The organism is Romboutsia sedimentorum (genome assembly GCF_030131845.1).
GTDB classification, from domain to species: domain Bacteria; phylum Bacillota; class Clostridia; order Peptostreptococcales; family Peptostreptococcaceae; genus Romboutsia_D; species Romboutsia_D sedimentorum.
Genome location: NZ_JASKYM010000002.1, coordinates 128806 through 141934 on the forward strand (window position 1 = coordinate 128806; position 13129 = coordinate 141934).

The following is a 13129-nucleotide window of genomic DNA, read 5'->3' on the forward strand; positions in this document are numbered from 1 at the left end:
TAAAAACTGGAGGCAAAAAATGTTAACCCACATAAATGAAAAAGGCTATGCAAAAATGGTAGATATAAGTGAAAAAGACGATACTAAAAGAGTTGCAATAGCAACATCAACAATTACAATGAGTGAAGAAGTTTTAGATAAAATAAAACAAGGACAAATAAAAAAAGGTGATGTTTTATCTGTAGCTCAAGTAGCAGGTATAATGGGAGCGAAAAATACATCATTAAACATACCTATGTGTCATCAAATTAATTTAGTTGGATGCGATTTGGATTTTGAAATGGACTATGAAACTTCATCAATAAAAATATATGCAACATGTAAATCACTTGGGAAAACAGGTGTAGAAATGGAAGCACTAACAGCTTGTTCTATAGCAGCACTTACTATTTATGATATGTGTAAAGCAATAGATAAAAAAATGGTTATAAGTAATACTCATTTAATAGAAAAAACTGGTGGGAAATCAGGCGAATTTAAATTTTAGGAGGCGTTACTATGAGTTTAAACTCTACTCCACAATCAGTAAGAGTTCACATAGGAATATTTGGTAAAAGAAATGCTGGTAAATCTAGTGTAATAAATGCTATAACAAATCAAGAAGCTGCGATAGTATCAGATGTCTTAGGAACAACTACAGACCCTGTATTTAGACCAATGGAAATACTTCCAATAGGGCCATGCGTTCTTATAGATACAGCTGGATTAGATGATGTAGGAGAACTTGGAAAACTTCGCATAAATAAAAGCATGGATGTTCTTGATAAAACAGACATAGCACTAATTGTTATAGATAGTAGCATAGGAATTTGTGAAGAGGACTTAATTTTAACTGAAAAATTAAAATTAAAAAAAATACCATATATTTTAGTTTTAAATAAAGTTGATAAAATTTATGATAAATCTAAACTAATAGAAAATGTTAAAAATAAAAGTAATGCCCCTATGATATGTGTATCTTCTAGGGATAAAGTTGGAATAGAAGAATTAAAAAAAGAAATTATAAATGTTATGCCACAAAGTAGTAATGATTTAAAATTAGTTTCAGACCTAATAAAACCAAAAGACTTTGTGGTACTTGTAGTACCTATAGATAAGGCTGCTCCTAAAGGAAGGTTGATTCTTCCTCAACAGCAAGTGATAAGAGATATATTAGATAGTGGTTCAACTGCAATAGTTGTTAAAGAGGATGAACTAAAAGATACTTTAGAAAATCTTAATAAAAAGCCAAGTATTGTTATAACAGATTCTCAAGTTTTTGAAAGCGTTAATAAAGATGTTCCAAAAGACATATTATTAACTTCTTTTTCTATATTGTTTGCTAGACAAAAAGGTGATCTAGATGAACTTATAAATGGAGCTTATTATATTGATAAATTAAAAGATGGCGATAAAGTTCTTATAGCTGAAGGATGTACTCATCACAGACAAAGTGATGATATAGGTAAATTTAAAATTCCAAACTTAATTAAACAAAGAAGTGGAAAAAATATAATATTTGAATTTACATCAGGGACAACTTTTACAGAAGACATAACTCAGTACGCGCTTGTTGTTCATTGTGGTGCATGTATGATGAATAGAAATGCAATGCTTTCAAGAATAGAAAAATCTAAATCTTTAAATGTTCCTATTGTAAACTATGGAGTATTAATAGCTTACACTAAAGGAATTTTAGATAGAACTTTGGAGCCGTTTAAATTATGATGAATATTAAAGATTTGATTAATAAACTATACATAACTAATTCTCTATCTTTTGATGAATTACTATATATAATAGAAAATATATCTAAACAAGAAGATAAAGATTACCTTTTTGAAAAAGCAAGAAACACAAGATATAAACACTATGAAAATAGAGTTTTTTTAAGAGGTCTTATAGAAATTTCAAATTACTGTAAAAATGATTGTTATTACTGTGGTATAAGATGTTCAAATAAAAATATAACTAGATATAGATTAACAGAAAAAGAAATTTTAAAGTGTTGTGATATAGGATATGAAATTGGATACAGAACCTTTGTATTACAAGGTGGAGAAGACTCATTTTTAAATGACGATATAATGTGTAATATTATATCTAGTATAAAATCAAAATATCCAGATTGTGCTATAACGTTGTCTATTGGTGAAAAAAATTATAATTCGTATGAAAGATACTTTTTAAGTGGAGCTGATAGATTTTTATTAAGACATGAAACATCTACTGATTGTCATTATAAAAAATTGCATCCAGAAAACTTAAGTCTTAAAAATCGAAAAGATTGTTTAAAGAATTTAAAAGAAATAGGTTATCAAGTGGGTGCTGGTTTTATGGTTGGATCACCTTTTCAGACTAATGAGGATGTTGTACGTGATTTGATGTATCTAAAAGAATTAAATCCTCATATGGTAGGGATAGGTCCTTTTATACCTCATCATGATACTAAATTTAAAGATTTTCCTCATGGTGATTTAGATAAAAGTATTATAATCCTGGCACTTACTAGACTTTTATTACCAAAGTGTTTATTACCTGCTACAACAGCACTTGCATCAATAAGTGAAAATGGAAGAAATCTAGGGCTATTAGCAGGATGTAATGTTATTATGCCAAATCTTTCTCCACATGAATTTAGAAAAGATTATTCTCTTTATGATAATAAACTCTCAGCTGGTGAAGAAGCATGTGAATATCATAAAAGTTTGGAAGTTAGTATAAAACAACTAGGCCTTTTAGTTGATTACTCAAGAGGCGACAATATTGAATGGAGGCGTATTTAAATGTTCATAAATCATGAACTTATTAATTCCTTATTAAAGGAAGCTAAAAATGCTACAGATAAAGATATAGAAAAGGTATTAGAGAAAGCTTTAAATAGAGAGCAATTAGACTACAAGGATATAGCGACACTTCTTGAAATTAGTGATGAAAATCAATTGAGCAAGTTGTATGAAATAGCTGGAAAAATAAAAAATGAAATTTATGGAAATAGGATAGTAGTATTTGCTCCTTTATACGTATCTAATTATTGTGTTAATGAATGTGAGTACTGTGGATATAAAAGATGTAACAAGTTTAAAAGAAGAAAACTTACAATGGATGAGATAAAAGAAGAAGTAATGATACTTGAAAAAATGGGTCACAAAAGACTTGCGCTAGAAGCTGGTGAAGACCCTGTTAATTGTTCTATTGAATATATCCTAGATTCTATAGATGCTATTTACTCTACATGTAGTGAAAATTCAAGTATAAGAAGAATAAACGTAAATATTGCAGCAACTACAGTTGAAAACTATAGAAAATTAAAAAATAAAGGAATTGGTACTTATATATTATTCCAGGAAACTTATCATCAACCTACATTTACAAAAGTACATGGTAAGTGTGTAAAAAATAACTACGATTATCATTTAACAGCTTTTGATAGAGCCATGGAAGCTGGTGTTGATGATGTTGGAGCTGGTGTATTATTTGGATTAGCTGACCCTAAATTTGAGGTACTAGGGCTTATGATGCATAATGCTCATCTTGAAGAAAAATTTGGAGTAGGTTTCCATACTATATCGTTCCCTCGATTAAAAAAAGCTGAGGGTATGGACTTAAAAGATTTCCCTTATTTAGTTGATGATGGAATGTTTAAAAAAATAGTTGCTATAACTCGTTTAGCAGTACCTTTCACAGGGATAATAATGTCTACTCGTGAAAGTGAAACTATGAGACGTGAACTATTAAAATATGGAGTATCTCAGGTTAGTGCTGGATCTATAACAGGTGTTGGTGGATATAAAGAAGAACAAGACGGAAAAGAAGTTGACCAGTTTAAGCTAGAAGATCATAGAACGCCAATAGAGGTTTTAAAATCTCTTATAAAGGACGGTTACATTCCTAGTTACTGTACTGCATGCTACAGAATGGGAAGAACTGGAGATAGATTTATGAAATTAGCTAAAAGTGGAGAAATACATAATGTTTGTACTCCAAACGCACTTACAACATTAATGGAATTCTTATTAGATTATGGTGATGAAGAATTAAAATTAATGGGAGAAGAATTTATTGCTAAAGAAATAGATAAAATAGAAAATGAAAATACAAAAAATATAGTAATTAATAATATAGCTTCTTTAAAAGAAGGTAAAAGAGATTTATATTTATAGTATTACAAAAGGCTCTTGGAATATTTCCAAGAGCCTAAATTTATTATTTTTGTCTTTTTACAAAATGAGTATGAAGTATATGATGGGCCTTATGAGCACCTGGAGATTCTAAGTATTCATCATATAATTTTATTATCGATGGATTTTCATGTGATTTACGTAAAGGTTTATTTTTATCTATTTTGTATAACCCTTGAGCACGTTTTTTTATTATATCAAAATCACCATTGTGATACGGTTGACCGCCACCGCCAACACATCCACCAGGACATGCCATAACTTCGATTATATGGTATTTACAAGTACCATTTTCTATTTGTTCTAATACATTCCTTGCATTTCCTAATCCACATACAACTGCGACATTTACATTAATTGAGTTTATATTTAGAGTAGCTTCTTTTATACCTTTTATTCCTCTTAACTCTTTAAATTCAACTTTTTCTAAAGTATCTTTAGTTATCCATTCATAAGCAGTACGAAGAGCAGCTTCTAAAACTCCACCAGTAGTACCAAATATTACAGATGCTCCACTAGATTCTCCTAGTGGATGGTCAAAATCATCTTCTTCTAAATTAGTAAAGTTTATACCTGCTTCTTTTATCATTCTTGCTAATTCTCTAGTAGTTATTACTGTGTCAACATCTTGAATATTGTCAACTGACAATTCTTCACGAGATGCTTCAAATTTTTTAGCAACGCAAGGCATAACTGCTACTACATACATATCTTCTGGTTTTTTGTTAAGCTTTTTAGGAAGATATGATTTTGCTATTGCCCCAAACATTTGTTGTGGAGATTTACAAGATGATGGATGATTTAAAAGTTCTGGTTTTTGGTGTTCTATAAATTTTACCCATGCAGGGCAACAGCTTGTAAGTATAGGTAAGTTTTCACCAGATTGTAATCTGTCTATAAACTCATTTGCTTCTTCCATTATAGTTAAGTCAGCTGCAAAGTCAGTATCAAACACCATATCAAATCCTAATTTTCTTAGTGCAGTAACTATTTTACCAGTAACTATAGAACCAATTTCCATGCCAAATTCTTCTCCAAGAGCAACTCTAACTGCAGGAGCTATTTGAACAACAACCTTTTTATTATCATCATCAATAGCATCCCATACATTTTTTATGTTGTTAACTTCTGTTAATGCACCAGTTGGGCATACTGCAACACATTGACCACAGTATGTGCAAGATGTTTTTTCTAAATCCTTTTCGGTAGAACTTATAACTTTTTTGTATCCGTTATCTATTTCTGTTAATAAATTAACAGTTTGGACTTTATTACACATAACTTCACACTTTCTGCAAAGTATGCATTTTTCAGGGTCTCTAACTATTGATTTACTAGAATTATCTATTTCATATCTTAATTTTGGTTTAACTACATTTAAATTTCTCACTCCACAGTCAGCTGCTATGGACTGTAGGGCACAATCATTATGCTTTTCACATAATAAACAATCTTGTGGATGTGTTTCTAATATTTTTTCTATAGCTTTTTTACGAGCAGTTTTAGATTTTTCAGAATGAGTGTATATTCTCATGTTTTCAACTGGGTAAGAAGAACATGAGTTAAGTAAACCTAAATTAGTATCTACTTTACATACGCCACATGACGCACATTCGTCTATATTTATATCTTTAAATCTTAAACTACATATATGAGGTATATCTATGTTTAAAGATTTTGCTATTTCAAGAATTGTGTTGCTATTATCGATTTTAACGTTGCTATCATTTATGAATATATTAATAAAACTCATTGTATTAGCTCCTATATTATGATATTTTATATTTGTGAAATAAAATCTAATATAAAAGAAAGTATACTACAAAAATTAAAAACTGTATACAAAATTCAAGACTTTAAGATTCAATATCAAAAACAATACTTTAGGAGTGATTTAAGTGTTAAACATCAAAGTTAATGGTACAAAACTTCAAGTTAATGAAAATTTAACTATACTTGAAGCTTGTAAAGACATAGATATAGAAATACCAAATTTTTGTTATGATGAAAGATTAGTTCCGCACGCTTATTGTGGGATTTGTGTAGTAGAAGTTGAAGGTGAAAATGAATTAGTTCACGCTTGTTCAACAAAAGTTGAAGAAGGTATGAAAATAAATACTAATAGTAGAAAAGTAAGAAGTTCAAGAGCTAAGGTTTTAGAAAATATTATGTGTGACCATGCACTTGAATGTACGACTTGTATAAGAACAGGTAATTGTAAATTACAAGATTATTCAAATGAATATTCTTATTCAATAGACAAACAAAGAGTCCAAAGTGAATCATCTAAAAAAGAATTATTGCCAATCGATGACAGCAATCCTTTATTTATATATGACCCAAATAAATGTATTAAATGTAAAAAGTGTTTTAGAGTTTGTGAAGAACTTCAAAGTACACATGGTATAGAGTGTGACTTAAGAGGATATCAAATAGATAGAAGAGATGAACTTATAGAAAAGATAGGAAAGCCTGAGTGTGTTTCTTGTGGAAACTGTGTTTCAGTTTGCCCAGTAGGAGCATTAACACCTAAAAAAGGTGAGTTTTATAATACAAAAAAAGTTAGAACAACTTGTCCTTATTGTGGGGTAGGATGTCAATTTGACTTAAAAGTTAAAAATAATATTATTGTTGGAGTAGAGCCAGCTAATGGTGATTCTAACAAAGGGTTACTATGTGTTAAAGGGAAATTTGGATATAAATTTGTAAATCATCCAGAGAGGCTAACAACTCCACTAATAAAGAAAAATGGAAACTTTGAAGAAGCTACTTGGGAAGAAGCTTATGATTTTATAGCAAATAAATTTAATTCTATAAAAGAAAAACATGGATCTAGTGCTTTTGCAGGTTTAACTTCAGCAAGATGTACTAACGAAGAAAACTTCTTATTCCAAAAGATGGTTAGAGTAGTTATGAACAACAATAACATTGATCACTGCGCACGTTTATGACATTCGTCTACAGTTGCAGGTCTTGCAACTACATTAGGTAGCGGTGCTATGACAAATAGTATAGATGAAACAGAGAATAATGATGTGATTTTTGTAATAGGTTCAAACACAACAGAAAATCACCCAGTAATAGGTGCAAAGATGAAAATGGCTTTAGAAAAGGGTGCAAAACTTATAGTAGCAGACCCTAGAAGAATAGAGTTAGCAGATTATGCAGATGTTTATTTCCAATTAAATCCTGCATCAAATATAGCGCTTTTAAATTCTATGATGAATGTAATAATAAAAGAAAATCTTCAAGATATGAAATATATAAAAGAACATACTGAAAATTATGAAGCTTTAGTTGAATTAGTTAAAGATTATACTCCAGAAAAAGCATCACAAATATGTGGTGTTAGTGCTGATGATATAAGAAAAGCTGCAAGAATATACGCAACTTCAGATAAAGCAGCCATCTATTATTGTATGGGAATAACTCAACATAGTAATGGTACTCATAATGTTATAGCTGTTTCAAATTTAGCATTACTTTGTGGAAATATAGGTAAAGAATTTGCAGGAGTAAATCCATTAAGAGGTCAAAATAATGTTCAAGGTGCTTGTGATATGGGAGGACTTCCAAACGTATTAACTGGATACCAAAAATACACTGATGAAGTAATAGAAAAATATGAAAAAGAGTGGAATGTTAGCTTAAGTAGAGAAGACGGCTTAACTATACCTGAGATAATGCATGAAGTAGAAGAAGAAAAGATAAAATTCTTATACATAATGGGTGAAAACCCAATGATAACAGATCCAGATACTAATCATATAAAACATGCACTAGAAACTATAGAGTGCCTAGTTGTTCAAGATTTATTCTTAACAGAAACAGCTCAATTTGCAGATGTAGTTTTACCAGGTGCATCATTTGCAGAAAAAGATGGCACGTTCTCAAACACTGAAAGAAGAATTCAAAGGGTTAGAAAAGCAGTAGAACCAGTAGGTAGTTCTAAGCCTGACTGGGTTATACTTACTGAAGTTATGAACAAATTAGGGTATGATGTAAACTACGATTCACCATCAGATATATTTGATGAAATAGCTAGACTTACACCTCAATATGGAGGAATAAGTTATGAAAGATTAGAAAAGAAAACATTACAGTGGCCTTGTCCAACTAAAGATCATGAAGGAACTAAATATCTTCATGCTGACAAGCCCATTAAAGGAAAAGGAACTTTTGTACCTACAGATTATATAAAAAGTTATGAAGAAATAAATAGTGATTACCCATACTTACTTATAAATGGAAGGGTATTATATCACTACCATTCAAGAACTATGACTGGTAAGGTTGATGAATTAAACGAATTAAGCGGCAAGTCATTTATAGAAATAAATCCAAATACAGCTAGAAAATTAAAAATAGCTGATGGAGAAAGATTAAAAATTTCTTCAAGAAGAGGAGAAATAGAAACTACTGCTAAAATAACAGATATAGTAGAAGAAGACATATTCTTTATGCCTTTCCACTTTGCAGATGGAGCAGCAAACTATTTAAGTAATACAACATTAGATGAAATATGTAAAATACCAGATTTAAAGTTATGTGCTATAAAAGTTGAAAAATTAAAATAAGTGAAAAATAGTAGTAGTGCTTTAAGCACTACTACTATTAAAAGTAGGCTTATTTAAATGAATATATAAAGATATAATTATTTTTTTATATAAGTATATAATATTTTATTTTGAGGAAATAAAGAGGATTTTATCAAAATATATTGTATAAATATGTAGAGGATGTGAAAAAAATGGATATTACTAAAAAATATATTATAGAAAAATATAAAGATAAAGAAGTATTTCAAGAAGAAGATATAGTAGTAACAGAATATCCGTTTACGTTGTTTTTAAATGGAAATGATTTTATAACATTACTATGTTCTCCAAAATCTTTAAAAAATTTAGTTATAGGATTTCTACATTCAGAAGGTATTATAAAGTCTATGAATGATATTGAAAATATACGAATTGATGAAGAAAAAGGATATGCACATGTTAAATTATACAATATAAATAAATTCGTAGAAAACCTATATGGCAAAAGAACTATAACTACTGGATGTGGAAAAGGAAGTATATTTTACAATGTTATAGATTCTTTAAAATGTAAGAAAAACGATAATAAGATGGATTTAGAATATGAAAAAATACTAGAAATAATGAAAATATTTAATAAAAAGTCTGAACTATTTTTTGAAACTGGCGGTGTACATAGCGTAGGGTTAATAGATAATGATGATATATTATATTTTGAAGAAGATATAGGAAGACACAATGCACTTGATAAGATAATTGGAAATTGTTTAATAGACAATATAAATATAGAAAACAAAATAGTGATAACTAGCGGAAGAATTACTTCTGAAATAGTTTTAAAATGCGCAAAACTTGGAATTGGATGTATAATTTCAAGATCTGCTCCTACAAATCTAGCAATAGATATGGGTAAAAAACTAAACATTGAAATAATTGGATTTGCTAGAGGTAACAGATTAAATGTCTACAATAAATATATTTAAATAAAAGGAGAAATATTATGAAATTAAAAAGAAAGATAGGTATTTTAACGTTAGCACTTTTAACAGCTACATCGATTACAGCTTGTACAAATAAAAATCAAAATCAAGCAACTAAAGAAACAAAACCAAGTTCTAATTTAATATTAGCAACTACAACTAGTACTCAAGATAGCGGTCTTTTAGATGACTTACTACCAAAGTTTACTAAAGAAACTAATATTGAAGTTAAAACTATAGCAGTTGGAACTGGTAAAGCAATAGAAATGGGAGAAAAAGGTGAAGCAGATGTATTGTTAGTTCATGATACTAAATCTGAAGAAAAATTTGTTAAAGATGGATTTGCTAAAGAAAGACATGATGTAATGTACAATGATTTTATAATAGTTGGACCTAAAAATGATCCATTAAAATTAAAAGAGATTACAGGTGAAAATAAAACTGAAGATGCTTTAAAGAAAATATATGAAGATAAGGGAATGTTCATATCAAGAGCAGATGATTCAGGAACAAATAAAAAAGAACTTAAATTATGGAAAAGTGTTGAGTTAAAACCAGAGGGAGACTGGTATGTTGAAGCAGGGTCTGGAATGGGCGAAGTATTAAAAATGGCTAGCGAAAAGCAAGCATATACTATAACAGATAGAGGAACTTTCTTAGCTATGAAAGACAAGTTAAACTTAGATGTAGTTGTTGAAAACGATAAAAATTTAAAGAATCAATATGGAGTAATGTGTGTTAACCCAGATAAATTTAAAAATATAAACTCTAAAGATGCTAAAAAGTTTGAAGAGTGGATATTAAACGAAAAAACTCAAAAGGATATAAGTGAGTTTAAAAAAGCAGAGTACGGACAATCATTATTCAATCCAAATGCTAAATAGGAGATTTATATGAATTATATAATAGAAGGATTTAAAAATAGTATTGAACTATTAGTAAGCTTTGATAAAAATTTATACGATATAATATTTTTATCTTTGAAAGTTTCATGTATTGCTACTTTTATATCTTCTATAATTATGATTCCTTTAGGTGTATACAGTGGTATAACTGGCTTTAAGTTTAAAGCATTATTTTCTAGATTAGTATATACATTTATGAGTATTCCATCTGTAATAGTTGGGCTTGTAATTTCTATAATACTAACTAGAAATGGGCCACTAGGTTTTTTAAATCTGATGTATACACCTTATGTAATGATAATAGCTCAAAGTGTTTTAATTTCACCTTTAATTTTAGGTCTTACATATAACCTTAGTAAATCTAGGGGTAAGGATATAAAAGAGATGGGTGTAACACTTGGAGCTAATAAATTACAAATTGTAATCCTTGTTATTAAGGAATTAAAAGAAGATATGTTGATGAATAATATAACTGCATTTTCAAGAGCGATTTCAGAGGTTGGGGCAGTTATGGTTGTTGGTGGTAATATAAAAGGATGCACAAGAGTTATGACGACATCTATAGCTATGTATAATTCTATGGGAGACTATTCTATGGCAATAGCTTTGGGGATAGTTTTACTTTTGATATCATTTATTATTAATAACATAACTTATACTTATAGTATGGAGGATTAAGTATGAATATAGTGATAAAAAATTTAAAAAAATACTATAAAGATAAGTTGATATTAGATATACCATACTTAGAAATTAAAAAAAATGAAATAACTGGAATAGTTGGAGAAAATGGATGTGGCAAAAGCACTTTATTAAATATAATAAGTGGAATTGATAAAAATTTTAGTGGGAAAATTTACTATAATGATAAAGAATTAAATAATGAAATTTCAAAAAACATCACTTTGGTTTTTCAAAAACCAAGGCTTTTAAATAGTGCAGTTTATAAAAATTTATCTTATCCATTAAGTCTTAGAAAAATTAAAAAAGAAGATAAAAAAAATGAAATTGAAAAAATATTAAAACTTTTAGAAATAGAAAATTTAAAAGATAAAAAGGCTACTAAATTATCTGGAGGAGAGCAACAAAAAGTTGCATTAGCTAGAGCTCTAATATTTAAACCAAAAGTATTGATGTTAGATGAAGCAACCTCAAATATAGATTGTGATTATAAAAAAACTATTGAAAAGATTATTGTTAATTATAATACTAATGAAAATAATACAATTATATTAGTTTCTCACGATAAAGAACAAATAAAATCTTTATGTGATAATGTAATTTTTTTAGATAAACAGGAGGGAAATTAAATGGACTTTTTTAATGTGATGTCTGTTGATGAAGTTAAAGATATTTTAGTTAAGAATTTTAAAAATATAAAAATAGAAACTGAAAAAGTAAGCATTTTAGATTCTTATGAAAAAGTTTTAAGTAAAGATATAATATCTCAAATTAATGTCCCTGAATTTAATCGTTCAACTGTTGATGGATATGCTATAAAAAGCAAAGATAGCCATGGTTGTAGCGATTTTATGCCTTCTTTTTTAGATGTTTTAGGAGAAGTTAGAATGGGAGAAGCTGTAAACATTGATATAAACAATGGTCAGTGCATATATGTCCCAACAGGAGGCATGATTCCTAAAAGCAGTGATTGCGTTATTATGATAGAACATGTTGAAAAACTAGATGAAAATACTATTGCAATTCATAAGCCTATATCAACTGGAGAAAATGTGGTTTATAAAGGTGATGATATTAAAGAAAACGAAAAAGTATTAAGTAAAGGAACAAAAATAACTTCTCAAGATATAGGCGTTTTAGCAGCACTTGGTGTTAATGAAGTAGAGATTTATAAGCCTATAAAATTCACTATAATATCTAGTGGAGATGAAATTATAGATTTAGATGAAAAGTTAGAGTTTGGAAAAATTAGAGATATAAATGGATATGCACTTTATTCACTTATAAAAAATTTAGGTGGAAGTATTGTAAAAAGAACTATAGTTAAAGATAAATATGATTTATTAAGAGATGAAGTTTTAAATGGAATAAATAGTAGTGATATAGTATTGATTTCAGGAGGTAGCTCCGTTGGAACTAAAGACTATACTTATGATGTAATAAATTCATTTGATGGACAAGGCGTTTTAGTTCATGGAATTTCTCTAAAACCAGGCAAGCCAACTATAATAGGAGAATGTCAAAATAAACCTGTCATAGGTCTTCCGGGGCATCCTGTATCTGCCATAATAGTTTTCAAGATATTTATAGAGTATTTAGTTAATGAAATACTAGATATTAATATAAATAAATATACTGTTAGTGCGATAATAGATAAAAATTTACATTCTTCACCGGGAAAAAGAACTTATCAAATGGTAAGCTTAGAAGAAGTTGATAATAAGTATTATGCTAGACCTATGTTTGGAAAATCTTCCATGATAACATTACTATCAAAATCTTGTGGATATGTGATTATAGATGAAAATTGTGAAGGTCTATATAAAGAACAAGAAGTAAAAGTTCATTTATTATAAGGGGAGCGC

General features: G+C 28.8%; 11 protein-coding genes. 10 read left to right on the forward strand and 1 reads right to left on the reverse strand.

All coding sequences use genetic code 11. From position 1 onward, the window contains the following. The first annotated feature begins 19 nt into the window (after positions 1-19). Genes moaC through hydG form a run of 4 tightly spaced genes read left to right on the forward strand, consistent with a single transcriptional unit; the run spans position 20 to position 4142 of the window. Positions 20-487 carry a cyclic pyranopterin monophosphate synthase MoaC gene (moaC, locus tag QOZ84_RS05745; RefSeq protein ID WP_284132009.1) on the forward strand — a complete coding sequence of 156 codons (468 nt, stop codon included), beginning with the start codon at positions 20-22 and terminating at the stop codon, positions 485-487. 11 nt (positions 488-498) lie between these two features. Next, positions 499-1707 carry a [FeFe] hydrogenase H-cluster maturation GTPase HydF gene (hydF, locus tag QOZ84_RS05750; RefSeq protein ID WP_284132010.1) on the forward strand — a complete coding sequence of 403 codons (1209 nt, stop codon included), beginning with the start codon at positions 499-501 and terminating at the stop codon, positions 1705-1707. Beyond that, positions 1704-2765: a [FeFe] hydrogenase H-cluster radical SAM maturase HydE gene (gene hydE / locus QOZ84_RS05755; RefSeq protein WP_331496527.1), complete on the forward strand. Its 1062-nt coding sequence runs from the start codon at positions 1704-1706 to the stop codon at positions 2763-2765. Before hydF ends, hydE begins: the two co-directional genes overlap by 4 nt. Further along, positions 2766-4142, forward strand: coding sequence for a [FeFe] hydrogenase H-cluster radical SAM maturase HydG (gene hydG / locus QOZ84_RS05760; protein WP_284132011.1), 1377 nt, complete (start codon positions 2766-2768; stop codon positions 4140-4142). Positions 4143-4185: 43 nt separating this feature from the next. On the opposite strand, the gene QOZ84_RS05765 is transcribed toward hydG, so the two are convergent. Further along, positions 4186-5913 carry an NADH-dependent [FeFe] hydrogenase, group A6 gene (locus tag QOZ84_RS05765; protein ID WP_284132012.1) on the reverse strand — a complete coding sequence of 576 codons (1728 nt, stop codon included), beginning with the start codon at positions 5911-5913 and terminating at the stop codon, positions 4186-4188. Between the two features lie 145 nt (positions 5914-6058). On the opposite strand from QOZ84_RS05765, the gene fdhF reads away from it, so the two are divergent. The 6 genes from fdhF (at position 6059) to QOZ84_RS05795 (ending at position 13120) form a co-directional block, all read left to right on the forward strand. Beyond that, positions 6059-8737: a formate dehydrogenase subunit alpha gene (fdhF, locus tag QOZ84_RS05770; RefSeq protein WP_284132013.1), complete on the forward strand. Its 2679-nt coding sequence runs from the start codon at positions 6059-6061 to the stop codon at positions 8735-8737. Positions 8738-8910: 173 nt separating this feature from the next. After that, the gene (gene fdhD, locus QOZ84_RS05775) at positions 8911-9681 is read left to right on the forward strand and encodes a formate dehydrogenase accessory sulfurtransferase FdhD (RefSeq protein WP_284132014.1); all 771 of its coding nucleotides are present in this window, start codon (positions 8911-8913) and stop codon (positions 9679-9681) included. A 17-nt stretch (positions 9682-9698) separates the two neighbouring features. Then, the gene (locus QOZ84_RS05780) at positions 9699-10562 is read left to right on the forward strand and encodes an ABC transporter substrate-binding protein (RefSeq protein WP_284132015.1); all 864 of its coding nucleotides are present in this window, start codon (positions 9699-9701) and stop codon (positions 10560-10562) included. Between the two features lie 9 nt (positions 10563-10571). Further along, on the forward strand, positions 10572-11261 hold the full coding sequence (locus QOZ84_RS05785) for an ABC transporter permease (RefSeq protein ID WP_284132016.1): 690 nt from the start codon (positions 10572-10574) through the stop codon (positions 11259-11261). A 2-nt stretch (positions 11262-11263) separates the two neighbouring features. After that, positions 11264-11893 (forward strand): ATP-binding cassette domain-containing protein, encoded by a 630-nt coding sequence (locus QOZ84_RS05790; protein WP_284132017.1) that lies wholly within the window; start codon positions 11264-11266, stop codon positions 11891-11893. Next, positions 11894-13120, forward strand: a complete 1227-nt coding sequence (locus QOZ84_RS05795; RefSeq protein WP_284132018.1) for a molybdopterin molybdotransferase MoeA — start codon at positions 11894-11896, stop codon at positions 13118-13120. The last annotated feature ends 9 nt before the right edge of the window (positions 13121-13129 follow it).